The 17,127-nt window shown below is 69.4% G+C and carries 16 protein-coding genes; 9 read left to right on the plus strand and 7 right to left on the minus strand.

Annotated elements, in window-relative coordinates:
* Together QM569_RS00950 and QM569_RS00955 are read right to left on the minus strand one after the other, a co-directional pair.
* Positions 1-269 (minus strand): DUF4880 domain-containing protein (locus QM569_RS00950; protein ID WP_414985343.1); only part of this gene is annotated, 269 nt, incomplete at its 3' end.
* The gene (locus QM569_RS00955; RefSeq protein WP_414985344.1) at positions 266-793 is read right to left on the minus strand and encodes a sigma-70 family RNA polymerase sigma factor; all 528 of its coding nucleotides are present in this window, start codon (positions 791-793) and stop codon (positions 266-268) included. The genes QM569_RS00950 and QM569_RS00955, both read right to left, overlap by 4 nt.
* A 170-nt stretch (positions 794-963) precedes the next feature.
* Here QM569_RS00955 and QM569_RS00960 point away from each other — a divergent pair, with 170 nt between their 5' ends.
* The 4 genes from QM569_RS00960 to QM569_RS00975 all read left to right on the plus strand — a co-directional run bounded on the left by QM569_RS00960 (position 964) and on the right by QM569_RS00975 (position 8,272).
* Entirely contained in the window at positions 964-2,559 is a 1,596-nt protein-coding gene (locus QM569_RS00960; protein WP_414985345.1) for an MFS transporter, read from the plus strand.
* Between the two features lie 19 nt (positions 2,560-2,578).
* Positions 2,579-3,697, plus strand: coding sequence for a uroporphyrinogen decarboxylase (gene hemE, locus QM569_RS00965; RefSeq protein WP_414985346.1), 1,119 nt, complete (start codon positions 2,579-2,581; stop codon positions 3,695-3,697).
* Between the two features lie 512 nt (positions 3,698-4,209).
* Positions 4,210-6,387 carry a primosomal protein N' gene (priA, locus tag QM569_RS00970; RefSeq protein WP_414985347.1) on the plus strand — a complete coding sequence of 726 codons (2,178 nt, stop codon included), beginning with the start codon at positions 4,210-4,212 and terminating at the stop codon, positions 6,385-6,387.
* An 85-nt stretch (positions 6,388-6,472) separates the two neighbouring features.
* On the plus strand, positions 6,473-8,272 hold the full coding sequence (locus tag QM569_RS00975; RefSeq protein WP_414985348.1) for a lysoplasmalogenase family protein: 1,800 nt from the start codon (positions 6,473-6,475) through the stop codon (positions 8,270-8,272).
* Here the strand turns inward: QM569_RS00975 and ruvB are convergent.
* The 4 genes from ruvB to ruvA all read right to left on the minus strand — a co-directional run bounded on the left by ruvB (position 8,229) and on the right by ruvA (position 12,545).
* Positions 8,229-9,290 carry a Holliday junction branch migration DNA helicase RuvB gene (ruvB, locus tag QM569_RS00980; RefSeq protein WP_414985349.1) on the minus strand — a complete coding sequence of 354 codons (1,062 nt, stop codon included), beginning with the start codon at positions 9,288-9,290 and terminating at the stop codon, positions 8,229-8,231. The genes QM569_RS00975 and ruvB overlap by 44 nt on opposite strands.
* A gap of 33 nt (positions 9,291-9,323) precedes the next feature.
* Positions 9,324-10,298, minus strand: a complete 975-nt coding sequence (locus tag QM569_RS00985; RefSeq protein ID WP_414985350.1) for a 3-hydroxyacyl-CoA dehydrogenase NAD-binding domain-containing protein — start codon at positions 10,296-10,298, stop codon at positions 9,324-9,326.
* A gap of 139 nt (positions 10,299-10,437) precedes the next feature.
* A complete protein-coding gene (locus QM569_RS00990; RefSeq protein ID WP_414985351.1) occupies positions 10,438-11,958 on the minus strand; it encodes a trypsin-like serine peptidase in 1,521 nt (506 codons plus the stop codon).
* Between the two features lie 14 nt (positions 11,959-11,972).
* On the minus strand, positions 11,973-12,545 hold the full coding sequence (ruvA, locus tag QM569_RS00995; protein WP_414985352.1) for a Holliday junction branch migration protein RuvA: 573 nt from the start codon (positions 12,543-12,545) through the stop codon (positions 11,973-11,975).
* 38 nt (positions 12,546-12,583) lie between these two features.
* On the opposite strand from ruvA, the gene QM569_RS01000 reads away from it, so the two are divergent.
* Both QM569_RS01000 and ybeY read left to right on the plus strand, forming a co-directional pair.
* Complete coding sequence (locus tag QM569_RS01000; protein WP_414985380.1) at positions 12,584-13,531, plus strand: PhoH family protein; 948 nt, start codon at positions 12,584-12,586, stop codon at positions 13,529-13,531.
* 44 nt (positions 13,532-13,575) lie between these two features.
* Positions 13,576-14,028, plus strand: a complete 453-nt coding sequence (ybeY, locus tag QM569_RS01005; protein ID WP_414985353.1) for an rRNA maturation RNase YbeY — start codon at positions 13,576-13,578, stop codon at positions 14,026-14,028.
* A 14-nt stretch (positions 14,029-14,042) separates the two neighbouring features.
* On the opposite strand, the gene QM569_RS01010 is transcribed toward ybeY, so the two are convergent.
* Positions 14,043-14,516 (minus strand): DUF3237 domain-containing protein, encoded by a 474-nt coding sequence (locus QM569_RS01010; protein ID WP_414985354.1) that lies wholly within the window; start codon positions 14,514-14,516, stop codon positions 14,043-14,045.
* A gap of 72 nt (positions 14,517-14,588) precedes the next feature.
* On the opposite strand from QM569_RS01010, the gene QM569_RS01015 reads away from it, so the two are divergent.
* Genes QM569_RS01015 through QM569_RS01025 form a run of 3 tightly spaced genes read left to right on the plus strand, consistent with a single transcriptional unit; the run spans position 14,589 to position 16,960 of the window.
* Entirely contained in the window at positions 14,589-14,981 is a 393-nt protein-coding gene (locus QM569_RS01015) for a MerR family transcriptional regulator (RefSeq protein ID WP_414985355.1), read from the plus strand.
* Positions 14,982-15,731, plus strand: coding sequence for a sulfite exporter TauE/SafE family protein (locus tag QM569_RS01020; RefSeq protein WP_414985356.1), 750 nt, complete (start codon positions 14,982-14,984; stop codon positions 15,729-15,731).
* The gene (locus tag QM569_RS01025) at positions 15,719-16,960 is read left to right on the plus strand and encodes an MFS transporter (protein ID WP_414985381.1); all 1,242 of its coding nucleotides are present in this window, start codon (positions 15,719-15,721) and stop codon (positions 16,958-16,960) included. Before QM569_RS01020 ends, QM569_RS01025 begins: the two co-directional genes overlap by 13 nt.
* Positions 16,961-17,127 lie beyond the last annotated feature (167 nt).

Genomic DNA, 17,127 nt, shown 5'->3' on the forward strand with positions numbered 1-17,127 from the left:
ACGAGCAGCAGCGCCAGCGCGCGCACGGCCGCGCGGCGGCGCGCGCGGCCCAGCACCGGCAGGGCGATGCCGGGCGGCAGCTGCGCGAAGGCTTGGCCCACGCGCTGGGCGCGCTCCCAGGCCTGCGCATGGCTGGGGTGCGCGGCGCGCCAGCGGGCGCAGCGCTGGCGGTCGGCCTCGGTGGCGTCGCCCGATTGCAGCAGGAAGAACCATTCGGCCGCGCGCAGCGCGACGGCCTCGTCCAGTGCGTCCAGCGGCGCGGCGTTCATGGCATGTGCAGGATGCAGCGGGCCATGGCCTGGACCATGTAGCGCTTGATGGTGCGCTCGCTGACGGACAGGCGCTCGGCGATGGCGGCGTAGCCCAGGCCGTCGAGCTGGGCCAGCAGGAAGGCCGTGCGCACGGGCGCGGGCAGGCCGTCGAGCGCGGCGTCGATCTGCTGCAGCGCCTCCAGCAGCAGGGCGCGCTGCTCGGGCGAGGGGGCGAACGGCTCGGGCAACTGGGCCAGCGTCTCCAGGTAGGCCAGCTCCAGCGCGCGTCGGCGGTGCAGGTTGGCCAGCAGGCGCTTGGCGACCAGCGTGAGGTAGGCCCGGGGCTCGTCGAGCTGCCAGCCGCGCTGCTTCTCGGGCGTGCCGTCGGGCGCGCGCAGCAGGCGCACGAAGGTGTCCTGCGCGAGGTCGGCCGCGTCCCAGCCGTTGCCCAGGCGGCGGCGCAGCCAGCCTTGCAGCCACACGTGGTGGTCGGCATAGAGCGACGTGATGGCGCTGTGGGGGGCGGGCTTGGCGGTGGGCATGGGCAGTTATCGCGAACGATTCGCATTATGCGGTAAACCCCCTGCCCAGCGCGCTTTTGGCCAGGCCCCTACACTGCCGCTGCGCAACCTTCTTGCACGCTGCCACGCGCTCCCGAATGCTCCTATATTAATAGCTGCTTGTGCTTTCTGCATAAGCGCCAGAGGCCAATTTGACCACTAAAAACTCAACCGCCAGCGCTTCCCTGTGGAGCCCCCTGCGCCAGCCCGCCTTCCGGGGCCTGTGGGCCTGCGGCGGCATCTTCTTCGTGGGCAACGGCATGCAGACCATGGCGGCCGCCTGGCTGATGGTGGAGCTGACGGGCTCGTCCTTTCTTGCGGCGCTGGTGCAGACCGCCGTGTTCCTGCCGATGTTCCTGCTGGCCCTGCCTGCGGGGGTGCTGGCCGACACCACCGACCGGCGGCGCTTCATCTCGGGCGCGCTGCTGGGCCAGTGCGCGGCCACCGCGCTGCTGACCGTGCTGGTGCTCGCCGGCTGGGGCGGGCCGGTGTCGGTGCTGCTGCTCGTCTTCGTGGGCGGCTGCTGCACGGCGGCGCTGACGCCCGCGTGGAACTCCTCCGTCATCGACCCCGTGCCGCGCGACGAATGGCCCCAGGCCATCACTGCCGTCAGCATTGCCTACAACGCCGCGCGCGCCGTGGGGCCCACGCTGGCCGGGCTGGTGTTCGCGCACCTGGGGGCGGGCTGGGTGTTCGCCGTGACGGTGGCGACCACGCTGGTGATGTGGGAATCCATCCGCCGCTGGCCGCCGCGCCCGCACCCGCCCTCACACCTGCCCGCCGAGCGGCTGTGGGGCGGCACCCTGAGCGGCCTGCGCTTCGCCTGGCATTCGCACATGATCCTGGCGCAACTGGTGCGCGTGATGGCCTTCAGCGCGGCGGGCTCGGCCCTGTGGGCGCTGCTGCCCGTCATCGCCCAGCGCCTGGGCACGGGCGCGCAGGGCTTCGGGCTGCTGATGGGCTGCCTGGGCACGGGCGCCGTGGCCGTCGGCCTGGTGCTGGGGCGGCTGCGCGCGCGCTTCGGGCTGGAAGCCATCGTGGGCGCGGGCGGCGTCGTGTTTGGCGCCGCCATGCTGGCCGCCGCGCTGGCACCGATGGCGTGGCTGGTCTATGCCGCGCTGCTGTTCGCGGGCGCGGCGTGGATGTCGGCCATGTCCACCTTCAACACCGCCACGCAGGCCAGCGCGCCGCAGTGGGTGCGCTCGCGCGCGGTCGCCATGCACATGGTGGCGGCGCTGGGCGCGTTCGCCCTGGGCTCGGCCTTCTGGGGCGCGGCGTCGGACGTGGTGGGCCTCACGCCCACGCTTTGCGTGGCGGCGGCGCTGATGGTGGCGGGCCTGCTGCTGGCGCGGCCCCTGCCGCTGCGCATGGGCGCGCTGCACGAGGTAACGCAGGTCGCCACGCCCTGGGACGAGCTTTTCGTCGAGCCCGAACCGCCGCCCGAGGCAGGGCCCGTGGCCGTCGAGCTGGGCTACCGCATCGCCCCCGGCGCGGACGCCGCCTTCCTGGACGCCATCGGCCGCCTGAAGGCGCCGCGCCGCCGCGACGGCGCCTCCTTCTGGCGCGTCTATAAGGACCTGGGCGAGCCCTCGCGCTACGTGGAGCGCTTCATCGTCGCGTCCTGGGCCGACTACCTGCACCAGCGCGCCCGCGCGACCATGGCCGACCAGGCGCTGGAAGCGGAGGTACGCGCCTTCCTGGCGCCGGGCGAGGCCGTACATATGGCGCACTACATCGCCGAAAGATAGCGCCTGCGACAATCGGGGCATGACTTTCGCCCCCTTGCAGAACGACACCTTCCTGCGCGCCTGCCGCCGCCAGGCCACCGACTACACGCCCCTGTGGCTCATGCGCCAGGCCGGGCGCTACCTGCCCGAATACAAGGCCACGCGCGCCAGGGCGGGCAGCTTCATGGGGCTGGCAACCAATGTGGATTACGCCACCGAGGTCACGCTGCAGCCGCTCGACCGCTTCCCGCTCGACGCGGCCATCCTGTTCAGCGACATCCTCACCGTGCCCGACGCCATGGGCCTGGGCTTGTCGTTCGCCGAGGGCGAGGGCCCGCGCTTCGCAAGGCAAGTGCGCGACGAGGCCGCCGTGGCCGAACTGGCCGTGCCCGACCTGGGCAAGCTGCGCTACGTGTTCGACGCCGTCACCAGCATCCGCCGCGCGCTCAACGGCCGCGTGCCGCTGATCGGCTTCTCGGGCAGCCCGTGGACGCTGGCGTGCTACATGGTCGAGGGCAAGGGCAGCGACGACTACCGCCTGGTCAAGAGCCTGATGTACGCCCGCCCCGACCTGATGCACCGCATCCTGGCCGTGAACGCCGACGCCGTGGCCGCCTACCTGAACGCGCAGATAGCCGCGGGCGCGCAGGCCGTGATGGTGTTCGACAGCTGGGGCGGCGTGCTGGCCGACGGTGCGTTCCAGCAATTCAGCCTGGCCTACACGAAGCGCGTGCTGGCGCAGATCCAGCGCACCGGTGCGGATGGAACGGACGTGCCGCGCATCGTCTTCACCAAGGGCGGCGGCATCTGGCTGCCCGACATGAAGGACCTGGACTGCGAAGTGCTGGGCCTGGACTGGACGGCGAACCTGGGCCACGCCCGCGCCACCGTGGGCGCCACCCACGCCCTCCAGGGCAACATCGACCCCAACGTGCTGTTCGCGCCGCCCGAGCGCATTGCCGAGCAGGCCCGCGCCGTGCTGGACAGCTTCGGCGCGCCGCACACCGACCGCGCCACGACGGGCCCCACGCACATCTTCAATCTGGGCCACGGCATCAGCCAGTTCACGCCGCCCGAGCACGTGGCGGCGCTGGTGGAAGCGGTGCATGGCCATTCGCGGGCGCTGCGCCAGGGCCGGAAGACCGCCCCGGCGCGCTGACTTATGCACAAAACTGGGGCGCCCCGCTGGCGCGGCACGCCCCGGAATCCGCCCGCCGCACGGGTGGCTGAATATTCTCAACGTGTACGCAAGTCATTGATTTCAAAGGGCTTGCACCCCCTGCTTTTTTTGCGGGCAACGCAGCCAAAGCACGGCCATTCAAGGACTTGCGGGCCCAACCCAAGGGATATCAACAAAGTTATCCACAGAAAACCTGGATTTCTCCCAAATCGCCAGTCAAATCAAGCACTTGCAAGGGAAACTGCAGAAAATTCCGAGCTTTCGCGTCCTCTGCCGGCCCTGGACGGGGGCTTGACGAACACAAGGTGCATGACTTATGCACACCCATCTTGATGCGGCGCAACATACCTACCCAGCCAGGCACCCACGCGCCCGGGACGTTGCAAAAGCCTTAGATCATTGATTCATAAGGTTTTTTTGCCAGCGCTGGTTTTCGCAGGATTCCACGTCGCGCCAGCATCCATGCGCCTCGCGCGGTTTTCCGGGCGCCAATGTCAACAAAGTTATCCACAGAACGCGCTGTCCCTAGCGACGACAATCGCGGACTTGCCCTTGTCCTTCGCGCCGCCTTGCCGTCCTTCACCGTCCACGTCGCCGTCCAGACCCCCGCGCACAGCGGCGTGGGCGACCTGCTGAGCTACGCCAGCGACCTGCCGCTCGCGCCCGGCACCCTGGTGCGTGTGCCCCTGGGCCAGCGCGAGGTGCTGGGCGTGGTGTGGGATGCCGATGGCGCCCCGGGCGAGCTGCCCGACGGTGCCGCCCTGCGCCCCGTGGCGGGCGTGCTGCAAGGGCTGGCGCCGCTGGATACGCCCTGGCGCCGCCTGGTGGCCTTCGCCGCGCGCTACTACCAGCGCGGCTTGGGCGAGATGGCCCTGGCCGCCCTGCCGCCGCAGTTGCGCGACCTGCGGCCCGAGCAACTGGCGCGGCGCCTGCGCCGCCCGGCCCGGGTGGCTGAAAACGCCGAAAACACTACAAAAACAATAGCACTAACCCCAGAACAGGAAAGCGCCAGAGCCCGAATTGCCTCGGAACCCGGCCCCTTCCTGCTGTTCGGCAGCACCGGCAGCGGCAAGACCGAGGTGTACCTGCGCTGCGTGCAAGAGGTGCTGGACCAGGACCCCACGGCCCAGGCCCTGGTCATGGTGCCCGAGATCAACCTCACGCCCCAGCTCGAAGAGCGCTTCACCGCCCGCTTCGGCGCCCAGGCCGTGGTGGCGCTGCACAGCGGCATGACCCACCCCCAGCGCCTCAAGAGCTGGCTGGCCGCGCACGGCGGCGCGGCGCGCATCGTGCTGGGCACGCGCATGGCGGTGTTCGCCAGCCTGCCGGGCCTGCGCATCATCGTGGTGGACGAGGAGCACGACCCCAGCTACAAGCAGCAGGAAGGCGCCCGCTACTCGGCCCGCGACCTGGCCGTGTGGCGCGGGCGCGAGCAGGGCGCCAAGGTCATATTGGGCAGCGCCACGCCGTCGCTGGAGAGCTGGCACGCCAGCGACCCCGCCGTGGGCCGCTACGCGCGGCTGGAGATGCCCAGCCGCATCGGCGCGGGCGCCCTGCCGCGCGTGCGCCGGGTGGACATGAACCAGCAGCCCCGGCGCACCGTGTTCAGCGCCCCGCTGCTGGCCGCCATCACCGAGCGCGTGCAGCGCGGCGAGCAGAGCATGGTGCTGCTCAACCGCCGCGGCTACGCCCCCGTGCTGCACTGCGCCGACTGCGGCTGGAAGAGCGACTGCCCGCACTGCAGCGCCCACCAGGTCTTCCACAAGGCCGACCGCACGCTGCGCTGCCACCACTGCGGCTACACCGTGCGCGTACCCCGCGCCTGCCCGACCTGCGGCAGCCCGGACATCCACGCGCTGGGCCGGGGCACCGAGCAGCTCGAAGAACAGCTCGCCGCCCTGCTGTCCGAGGTGCTGCGCCCCGACCGCACCCCGGCGCGCATCGCCCGCATCGACGCCGACACCACCCGCGCCAAGGGCGCGCTGCAGGCACAGCTGGCCCAGGTCCACGCGGGCGAGGTGGACGTGCTGGTGGGCACGCAGATGATCGCCAAGGGCCACGACTTCCGCCGTATCACCCTGGTGGCCGCCGTGCAGCCCGACGGCGCGCTGTTCAGCAGCGACTTCCGCGCGCCCGAGCGCCTGTTCGCGCTGCTGATGCAGGCGGCGGGCCGCGCCGGTCGCGACGCCGCCTACATGGCCGCACAAGCGTTGGTTCATGGCACGCCGTGCGAGATGTGGGTGCAGAGCTTTCACCCCCGCCACGCCGTGTTCGAGGCGCTGCGCGCGCACGACTACCCCGCCTTCGCCGCCCGCCAGCTGCAGGAGCGCCAGGAAGCCGCCATGCCGCCCTTCGCCTACCAGGCGCTGGTGCGCGCCGACGCGCGCACGCAGGAAGCCGCCCAGGGCTTTCTGGCCGCCGCCACCGCCGCCGCGCACGCCGCAGGGCTGCCGGGCCTGGCGGACGGCACGGTCGTGCTGTTCCCGCCCGTGCCGCTCGCCATCCAGCGCGTGGCCAACGTGGAGCGCGCCCAGATGCTGCTGGAGAGCCCGAGCCGCGCCGCGCTGCAGCGCTTCCTGGCCGCCTGGCAGCCCCTGCTGCACGCCGGGCGGGGGCAGCACAAGGGGCTGGTGCGCTGGCTGGTGGATGTGGATCCGTTGTCCATATAGGTATTTCTCCAGCCCGGGTTTTCATGCTCCCGCCGGTTGACGAACCCGATGGGTCAAAAGATCAACCAACATAATCCAGGCTGCCATGTCCCCCAGCCAGATCATCGTCCTCGCCACCCCCGTCTTCTTCGCGCTCATCGCCATCGAATTCGCCGTGGCCTGGCGCCGCCGGCGCAGCCCGTACCGGCTGGCCGACGCCGTCAGCAGCATCAGCGTGGGGGCCCTCAGCCAGACCAGCGCCGTGTTCACGCGGCTGCTGCGCGTGGGCATCTACACCGCGCTGTTCGAGCACGCGGCTTTGTGGCGCAACGACGCCTTCTGGACCAGCCTGCCCGGCTGGCTGCTGGCGCTGCTGTTCTACGACCTGTGCTACTACTGGCTGCACCGCATGGGGCACGAGGTGGCCGTGCTGTGGGCCGCGCACGCGGTACACCACCAGAGCCAGGACTACAACCTGAGCACCGCGCTGCGCCAGACCAGCTCGGGCGCGCTGCTGGGCTGGGTGTTCTACGTGCCCATGGCGCTGGCGGGCGTGCCGCCGCTGGTGTTCGGCATCGTGGCGCTGATCGACCTGCTCTACCAGTTCTGGGTACACACCGAGCACATTCCCAAATTTCAGGGGCGCCTGGCCTGGTTCGACCGCTGGTTCTGCAGCCCCAGCAACCACCGCGTTCACCACGCGGTGAACGACGCCTACCTGGACAAGAACTACGGCGGCATCCTGATCGTGTGGGACCGCATCTTCGGCACCTTCAAGGACGAGGACGAGCGCGAGAAATGCGTCTATGGCACGCGCGGCCTGCTCAACAGCTGGGACCCGCTGTGGGCCAACGCCCAGGTCTATGCAGGCCTGGCGCGCGACAGCTGGCATGCGCGCAACTGGGTGGACAAGCTGCGCGTGTGGGTCAAGCCCCCGGGCTGGCGCCCGGCGGACGTGGCCGAGCGGTTTCCCAAGCCCGCGTTCAGCATGGCGCAGATGGTGCTGTTCGACCCGCCCATGGGGCGCGCCGTGCAGTGCTTCGCGCTGCTGCAGTTCGTGCTGTTGCTCGGGGGCGTGGCGGCTTTTCTGTGGCAGGCCGACGGCGCCCCGCTGGTACACAACGCCGTCTGGTTTGCCGCGTTGCTGACCATGCAATGGTCGCTGGGCGCCGTGATGCAGGGGCGCATCGGCATGCTGATGGCGCTGATGCTGCAAAGCGCCGCGCTGGCCACGGCGACCAGCGCGCTGGGGTTTGTCGAGTGGCACTGGCTGTTCAAGCCGCTGACGATGGTGATTGCTCTTGTTTTGGTAGCTACCAGTACTTATCCAATAAGCGCTAGAGGCCGATTTTGCTTGAAATCTCTCGCACTGCTGGCGGCGGCGCTGGCGGGCTCGCTGGTCGGCGACGTGTTCCTGATGTTCAACGGCTTCTTCATCCCCGGCCTGCTGGGTTTTCTGGTGGCGCACCTGTGCTACCTGGCGCTGTTCAAGCACGGCCAGCGCTGGTTCCCGCACCGGGGCGCGCTGGCAGCCACCCTGGGCACTGGCGTGGCGATGTACGCCTTTTTGTGGACGGGCGGCCTGCCCGCCGCGCTGCGCGCGCCCGTCGCGGCCTACGTGCTGGTGATCGCGCTGATGGCGGCCCAGGCCATCGGGCGGGCGACGGTGCTGCGCGACGCCCCGTCGGTGCTGGTGGCAGTCGGCACGGGCTTCTTCATGTTGAGCGATGCGCTGCTGTCCACCAACCGCTTCGTGCAGCCGCTGCCCATGGCGCAGGTGTGGGTGCTGGCGACGTACTACGCGGCGCAGGCGTTGATCGTGGCGGGGGTGCTGCGGGGGCAACAGCCGCAGCCTGCGCCCGTCACACCCCAAACAGGTCCTGCCCACTCGCCTTGGGCGGCGTGACGCCCAGGTGCCGGAAGGCCGCCAGCGTGGCCACGCGCCCGCGCGGCGTGCGCTGCAGGAAGCCCTGCTGGATCAGGTAGGGCTCGATCACGTCCTCGATGGTGCCCGCCTCCTCGCCAATGCTGGCCGCGATGTTGTCCAGCCCCACGGGCCCGCCGTCGAAGCGGTGTACCACGGCTTCGAGCAGCTTGCGGTCCATCACGTCGAAGCCCTGCGGGTCCACGTCGAGCATCGCCAGGGCGCGGTCGGCTATGGGCTTGGTGATGCGGCCGTCGCCCTTGACCTCGGCGTAGTCGCGCACGCGGCGCAGCAGGCGGTTGGCAATGCGGGGCGTGCCGCGCGAGCGGCGGGCGATCTCGAAGCCGCCGTCCGCGTCCATGGGCGCGTTCAGCAGGCCCGCGCTGCGCGTGACGATGCGCGCCAGCTCCTCGGGCGTGTAGAACTCCAGCCGCGCCACGATGCCGAAGCGGTCGCGCAGCGGGTTGGTGAGCATGCCCGCACGCGTGGTGGCGCCCACCAGGGTGAAGGGCTGCAAATCGAGCTTGATGCTGCGCGCGGCAGGGCCCTCGCCGATCATGATGTCGATCTGGTAGTCCTCCAGCGCGGGGTACAAAATTTCCTCGACCACGGGCGAGAGGCGGTGGATCTCGTCGATGAAGAGAACGTCGTTCTTCTCCAGGTTGGTCAGCAGCGCGGCCAGGTCCTTGGGCTTTTCGAGCACGGGGCCGCTGGTCTGGCGCAGGTTCACGCCCAGCTCGGCGGCGATGATGTGGCTGAGCGTGGTCTTGCCCAGGCCGGGCGGGCCGAACAGCAGCACGTGGTCCAGCGCCTCGCCGCGCTTCCTGGCCGCGCCGATGAAGATCTCCAGCTGCTCTCGCGCCTTGGCCTGGCCCACGTACTCCTGCAGGAGCTTGGGGCGCAGGGCGCGTTCGATGGCCTCCTCCTGGGCGGATGCGGGGGCGGCGGACACCACGCGCTGGGGCGAAGCTGGGGCGAAGTCGTCGGTCTGGATGGTCATGGATGCGGATTGTCCGCGCTTCGCCCCGCCGCTTCAGCCGGCCTGGTTGCGCACCGCTGCCTTGGCGTGCAGCAGCGCCACCTGGGTCTGGTCGCGCAGGCGCTCCATCTGCTCCATGGGCGTGTCGGCATACGCCTTGGCGCCCTGGTCGATGATGAGCTGGGCGAGTTCGTCGCTGTACTCGATGGGCGAATGGTTGGCCCAGCTGATCTTCATGCCGGGGCCGAACTGCTTGAAGTAGCCATGAAAGCCCGTCGGCCCGCCGCCCATGTAGAACGAACTGAACGGCCCGTTCACCGCCCAGCGCAGCCCCACGGAGTTGGTGACGCAGTCGTCCAGCTCGTCGATGGTGACCACGCCTTCCTTCACCAGATAGCAGGCTTCACGGAAGATGGCGCGCTGCAGGCGGTTGACGACGAAGCCCGCAATCTCCTTGCGCAGCACGGGCGCGACCTTGCCCAGCGCGGTGTAGAAGGCCACGGCGTCGGCGGTGGCCTGGGGGTCGGTCTTCTCGCCGGGCACCACCTCCACCAGCGGGATCAGGTGCGGCGGGTTGAAGGGGTGGCCCACCAGCAGGCGGCTGGCGTTCTGCATGGCCTGGCCCTGCAGCGTGGCCGGGCGCGCCGAGCTGGACGACAGCAGCAGCGCGTGCGCGGGCACGGCCTTTTCGATGCGTGCCCACAGCTGCTGCTTCCACTCGGTGCGCTCGGGGCCGTTCTCCTGCACCAGGTCGGCGCCCGCCACGGCTTTTTCCAGGTCGGGCTCGAAGCGCAGGCGGGCCTCCAGCCCCTCGTGCGGCAGGCCCAGCGCCTTCAGCGCCGGGGCGGCCTTGCGCAGCATGCCCAGCACCGTGCCTTCGATGTCGGGCGCCGGGTCGTTGATGACCACGTTCAGGCCGTGCGCCAGGAACAGCGCGGCCCAGGACGCGCCGATGACGCCCGCGCCGATGACGCAGGTGTTGCGGTAGCGGGCCAGGATGGGGGTGTTGTCAGGACAGTTGGCGGGCATGGTGTTGTCTCCTTGGTGTTGGAATGATCGCCGCGCGGGCGCGGTCTGCCATCGTCGCCGAACAGGGTCGGCCTGGGAAAGGTCAGTTCAGGTCGGCAGTCGGTGAATCGGGGACATGGGGCGCCTGGCCAAATTCCGGTCAGGGCGTGTAGTCCGGCATCAGCCAGTTCTTGAGGGACGCGCGAAACGCCGTGTCGAAGCGCCCGTACTGGTCCTGCCCGGCAGGGTCGGCGCAGCTCGAATATCCGCCGTACAGCTGCCCCACCAGGTAACGCTTGCCGTCCAGCGGATAGAACAGGCCCGAGCCGCTGCTGCCGCCTTCGGTGACGCCCTCGCTCCAGCCCACGGTGAGAAATCGGCCCGATTCTGCCGTGCTGGTCACGCACACCTCGTTGGCGCAGTTGCTGTACTGCGCGACCGCGCCGCTGCTGGTCTTCTGCAGGTCGCCCATGGGGTGGTGGATGCCGACGACGGCGGCGGCGGTCTGCGCAGGGCTGCCGAAATAGCTGCCTGCGAACAGGGCGCCCTGCGGCGCGGACGCGTTCAGGCGCATGAACGAGGTGTCGGTGGACGCGCTGGCATACAGCAGCTGCGCGCCGCCGGCCACGCGCTGCGCCGAGGGGTTGGCGCTGCCGCTGTTGCAGGCCGTGGAGTGGTAGAACCAGTCGGTGGTCAGCGTGGATGCGACCGTCTGCTTGGAGATGCAGTGGTGCGCGCTCAGGAAGTACGGCGTGGTGCTGCCTGTCGCATCGTTGACCAGCGTGCCCGTACACAGGTAGCTGGCGCCGCCGTCCACGAACACCATGCGGGCCACCGAGCGGCTTTCGGCGGCCAGTTCGGGGCGGCACGACACGTCGATGTTGCAGGTGCCCGCCTCGCCCACCTTGGTGATCTTGGCCTCTGCCGCGTCGCTCGGCGCGACGAAGAAGTGCGACAGCGTGGGCACGGCGATGTCCAGCTTGGCCAGCTGCGCGCCCGGGGCAAGCTCCAGCTCCAGCGTGGTTTCGGCACCGCCGAAGTCCGGCCCCCAGTAGGTGCGCGCCGCGTCGCCGGTGTCGCCCGCCGCCAGGTTGCGCTGCAGGGTCTGCAGCACCTGCTCGGCCGTGACCGTGAACACGTCGCCGCCCTGCGTGCCCGCCTGCGCGTGGAACCGCAGCACCGTGCCCGCAGGCAGGCTGCGCACCAGCACGCCCACGCGCACGCCGCGCGCGCCGTCGGACGTGAAGCTGATCGCCGCGCGCCGCCCGCCGCCCTCCACGGCGGTCCATTGCAGCCGCGCCAGCAGGTTCTGCCGCGTGGCCGTGGCCGCCAGGTCGCGCGCCACGCCGATCTGCCGGGGGCCGCGCTGCAGATTCTTGGACTGCGCCTTCACGCCCAGCAGCCGCGACACGTCACCGACCGGCCCCAGCCGCACGGACGACGGCGCCAGCAGCGTGCGCCCCCCGCTTGCCTGCGCCTCGGCCACGGACTTGGTCGTATCGGACAGCGCCGTGTCCAGCGGCTCGATGCGGTCCGTGCCGGCATAGCTCACCGTCGTGGTGGTCGCCGTGTCATCGGCGGACGTTTCAGCCGCCGTGTCGCCACCACCCCCGCCGCCACAGGCGCCCAGCGCCAGCACGACGCCGAGGCCCGCCGTCCATCTGCATGAAAAATTCAGCATCTCACGCCCCTTTGCTACTTCGCCAATGCCTTCAGCGCCAGCTTGATCCCCTCGCTCACGCCCACGTCGGCGGGCAGCGCCTTGAGCGCCGCCGCCGCTTCCTTGTCGTTGTAGCCCAGCGCCAGCAGCGCCTGCAGGATGTCGGCCTGCGCGTCGCTCACGGCGTGGGCGCGCGCGCCCATGTCCGCGCCCAGCTTGCCTTTCAGTTCCAGCAGCAGCCGCTCGGCCGTCTTCTTGCCGATACCCGGCACCTTCACCAGCCGCCCCGCCTCTTGCAGCGACACGGCCTGCGCCAGGTCGCCCACGCCCAGGCCCGACAGAATCGCCAGCGCCGTGCGCGGCCCCACGCCGCTGATCTTGATGAGCTCGCGGAACGCCTGGCGCTCTTGCGCGGAGCCAAAGCCGTAGAGCAGCTGCGCGTCCTCGCGCACGATGAACTGCGTGAGCAGGCTCACGCGCTCGCCCACGGCGGGCAGGTTGTAGAAGGTGCTCATGGGCACCTGCACCTCGTAGCCCACGCCGTGGCAGTCCAGCAGCACCTCGGGCGGGTTCTTCTCCAGCAGGGTGCCGGTCAATTTGCCTATCATCGGAGAACCATCCTTCCTTCTTGCTGGAAATTATCCGCGTGATCCTGCGCCACACCTTCACCCCCCACAACAACACGCGCCTGTCGCACCTGTGCGGCCCCGCCGACGTACACCTGCGCACCATCGAGACGGCGCTGCAGGTCAGCATCGCGCACCGGCACGAGCAGTTCAAGGTGGACGGCCCCAAGGCCCGGGCCACGCAAGCGATGGAACTGCTGCAAGCGCTGTACGAGCGCGCCGACGACCCCATCACCGCCGACTACCTGCAACTGATGCTGGCAGGCGACACGGCGCTGGTGGACGCGCCCGAGGGCGCCATCGTGCTCAACACCCGCCGCGCCGACCTGCGTGGGCGCACGCCCACGCAAAACCTGTACCTGGAAAACATCGCCGCGCACGACATCACCTTCGGCATCGGCCCCGCAGGCACGGGCAAGACCTACCTGGCCGTCGCCAGCGCCGTGGACGCGCTGGAGCGCAGCAGCGTGCAGCGCATCGTGCTGACCCGCCCGGCGGTGGAGGCGGGCGAGCGCCTGGGCTTTCTGCCCGGCGACCTGGCGCAGAAGGTGGACCCGTACCTGCGCCCGCTGTACGACGCGCTGTACGAGCTGATGGGCTACGACAAGGTGCAAAAGGCTTTCGAGCGCAACGCGCTGGAGATCGCCCCGCTGGCCTTCATGCGCGGGCGCACGCTGAACAACGCCTTCGTGATCCTGGACGAGGCGCAGAACACCACGCCCGAGCAGATGAAAATGTTCCTCACGCGCATCGGCTTCGGCAGCAAGTGCGTGGTGACGGGCGACGTGAGCCAGATCGACCTGCCCAAGGGCGCGATGAGCGGCCTGATCGATGCCGAGCGTGTGCTCAAGCGCGTCAAGGGCATAGCCGTCACCCGCTTCACCAGCGCCGACGTGGTGCGCCACCCGCTGGTGGCGCGCATCGTGGACGCCTACGAGGCGCAGGGCAAGCGCACCGGAAACTCCTGATTTGATAGCTGCTGGCGCTTGCCACATAAGCGCTGGAGGCCAAAATGGCTCTGAATTCTCTGACCCTCTCCCTGCAATTCGCCCGCGACGCCACGGCGCACCGCGCCGTGCTGCCGCGCCACAAGGTGGCCCGCTGGATACGCCACGCCCTCGCGGTGGATGCCGAGATCACCGTCCGCATCGTCGGCACCGAAGAAGGCCAGCGCCTGAACCGCGAGTTCCGCCGCAAGGACTACGCCACCAACGTGCTCACCTTCGACTACCAGCAGGACCCCGTGGCCGTGGCCGACCTGGTGCTCTGCGCCCCCGTGGTCGAGCGCGAGGCCAAGGAGCAGAACAAGACGCTGGAAGAACACTACGCCCACCTGCTGGTTCACGGCGCGCTGCACGCCCAAGGCTGGGACCATGAGACCAGCGCCGAGGACGCCGATGAGATGGAAGCCTACGAAACCGAAATCATGCAAGAACTCGGTTTCTCGAACCCTTATGAAAAGTAGTCCTGCCAACAGGTTCAGGTCACTTCAAACACCTCATAGGAAACACCCCCTTCAATGAGCCGACCTGTACCAACGGCGACGATGCCGTTCAGCCAAAGGTAGTTGGGAGCACCCGTCTCAAACACCGGCGTCGTGCGGAAGTAGTAGCGAGATGGATCGACCAAGTGCCGCGTGCGGCCACTTGCCAGAGCCGACAAATCTGCGTCGTCGAAGCGAATCCGCCCGCCATAGCGCATGTGGATCAACGCACCATCGTCGGTGACGAGCACTATTCTCGCGTCCACGACGCGGATCCCGCTACGGGTCAGCATCCAGTCGCCAGTCCCAGGGTTGACATGGCCTTTGAGCCGCGCACCGGAAAATTGCCCCTCGGAGACACTATTCAACGTTCTGCGGCCCAGCGGGCCATCGCCCGCATCGAGCGGCGCAGCCAAAGTAGCATGTAGGGTGAAGAGATGACGCAGGACAGGTGGAGAAATATCGTGCATTGCGGTGAGCCAGAAAAGAAGACGAAACCGCAGCGTATTCCTTGAAGCAGCTTGAAGGGCAATAGCTCCGCCATGAAATCATTGAAAATCAGCGAGTTGGCCCGCGCAACAGGATGCAGTTCGGCGACTATCCGCTACTACGAGTCCATGGGCCTGCTTCCGGTACCCGCCCGAGCGGCCAGCGATCAGCGCCTCTACAGCCAGCAGGATGTGTCGCGGTTACGGTTCATTCGCCGCTGCCGGACCTTGGGTTTCACGCTGCGGGACATTGTCTCGTTTGGCACGCTGGCCCGTTCAGGCGCACCACATGGGCCTTGCCGTGAAATCGTCGAGCGGCGTCTCGACGCCATCCGCTCACAACTCCAGAAACTCCAGACGGCGGAGCGCGAACTGCGGTTGGTGTTGAACGAAGGCGTGAACGCGCAGCCAGAAACAGCGTGCCAGCGCTTGGGGGTGCTCCGCTAAATGTTCGACACCACCCTGCTCCTTGCCGCCGCCTTCGTCGCGGGCGCGCTCAACTCCGTCGCCGGGGGCGGCAGCTTCCTCACCCTGCCCGCGCTCGTCTTCACCGGCGTGCCGCCCGTGGCCGCCAACGCCACCGGCACCGTCGCGCTGCTGCCCGGCTACATGGCGGGCGCCTGGGGCTTCCGCGAGGACATGGCGCCGCCGCCCGGCCTGTCAATGCGCGCCGTGGTGCTGCTGTCGCTCATCGGCGGCTCAATCGGCGCCGCGCTGCTGCTGGTCACGCCCGACGCCACGTTCAAGAAGATCGTGCCCTGGCTGCTGCTCGCCGCCACGACCCTGTTCGCCTTCGGCCCCAGGCTGCGCGAGTGGGCGGGCGCGTCCAGCTACGGCACCACGTCACCCTGGAAAGCGGCCCTGGGCATGCTGGCCGTGGCGGGCTACGGCGGCTACTTCAACGGCGGGCTGGGCATCCTGCTGCTGGCGCTGTTCGGCCTGCTGGGGCAGACGCAGCTCAACGCCATGAACGGCATGAAGAACCTCGTCTCCGCCCTGCTCACCGCCATTGCCGTCGCCATCTACGCGGCGGGCGGCATCGTGCAGTGGCCCCAGGCGCTGATGATGATGGTGGCCGCCACCGCAGGCGGCTACGGCGGCGCGCGCGTGGCGCGCAAGCTGCCTGCCAACGTACTGCGCTGGGGCATCGTCGCCACGGGGCTGGTGATGGCTGGCGTGTTCTTCTGGCGGCAGTGAAACAAGAAAAAACCCTCTGGCCCATGCTGCTGACGCTGCTCAGCGGCTTCGCGCTCAGCCAGGCGTTCCGCACCACCACCGCCATCCTGGCCCAAGGGCTGACGGCGGACTTCGGCCTGTCGCCGCAGTCGCTCGGCGCCTTTGCCGGACTGTTCGGCCTGTCCTTCGGCGTGGCGCAGTTGCTGATGGGCGTGGGGCTGGATTTGTACGGCCTGCGCCGCACCGTGCTCACCGCGTTTCCGCTCGCCATCGCCGGGGCTGCGCTCTCGGCCCTGGCGCCAGGCTATGCGTGGCTGATGGCGGGCCAGTTGCTCATCGGCGTGGGCTGCTCGCCCGCGTTCCTGGCCTGCACGCTGTTCATCGCGCGGCACTTTCCGGCGGAGCGCTTTGCGTACCTGTCGGGCGTGGCCATGGGCGTGGGCGGGCTGGGCCTGCTGTTCACCGGCACGCCGCTGGCGTGGCTGGTGCAGCACGGCGGCGGCTGGCGCACGGGCTACGCGGTGCTGGCGGGCTTGAGCGCGCTGTCGTGGCTGCTGATCTGGCTGCGCGTACACGAGCCGCCGCTGCCCCAGCCGCAGCCGCAGAACGCCGGGCGCGAGTCCTGGGGCCAGGCCCTGCGCGGCTTTGCCGCGCTGCTGGCCGTGCCGCACACCTGGGGCATCCTGCTGCTGGGCATGTCGGGCTACGCCGCCTTTCTGTCGCTGCGCGGCCTGTGGCTGGCGCCGCTGCTGATGGAGCGTTTCCACTTCTCGCTGGTGGACAGCGGCCACGTCGCGCTGGCCCTGTCGCTCATCGCGCTGTTTGCGCCCGCCGCAGCGGGGCGGCTGGACCCCGGCACCGCCCGTCGGCGCGCCTGGATCGCCAACGCCTCGCTGCTGATGGCCGCGCTGTTCGTGGCGCTGGCCCTGCTGCGCCAGCATGCGGCGGCCAGCGTGGCGCTGATATTGCTGATGGGCCTGCTGACGGGCTACGGCGTGCTGCAGTACGCCGACGTGCGCGCCTCGTACCCGCCGCAGCTCACGGGCCGCGCGCTGTCGGCCTACACCATGGCGATGTTCCTGGGCGTAGCGCTGATGCAGTGGTGTACCGGCATCGTCGCCACCTGGGCGCAGCTGCGGGGCGTGGACGCGCACATGGCGGTCATGCTGGCGATTGGCGCGTGGCTGGCGCTGGCGTCCACGGCGTTCCGGGTGCTGCCGGTGTCGCCGTTGGTGGCGGGTGAAAAATAAGTGCCAAAAACGGCTCCAGCACTTACGCAGCATAGGCAAGCAGCTATCAATACAGGAGTTATCGACCGCGCGAGTCGGCAGCACCGCAGCGTCGAACGCCGTTGCACAACCATTGCATCCGGTGGGGCGCTTGCAAACTTTTGTATCTATACAAAAAACTTTTTCTA

It is taken from the genome of Acidovorax sp. (assembly GCF_047607405.1).
Lineage (GTDB): Bacteria > Pseudomonadota > Gammaproteobacteria > Burkholderiales > Burkholderiaceae_C > Acidovorax.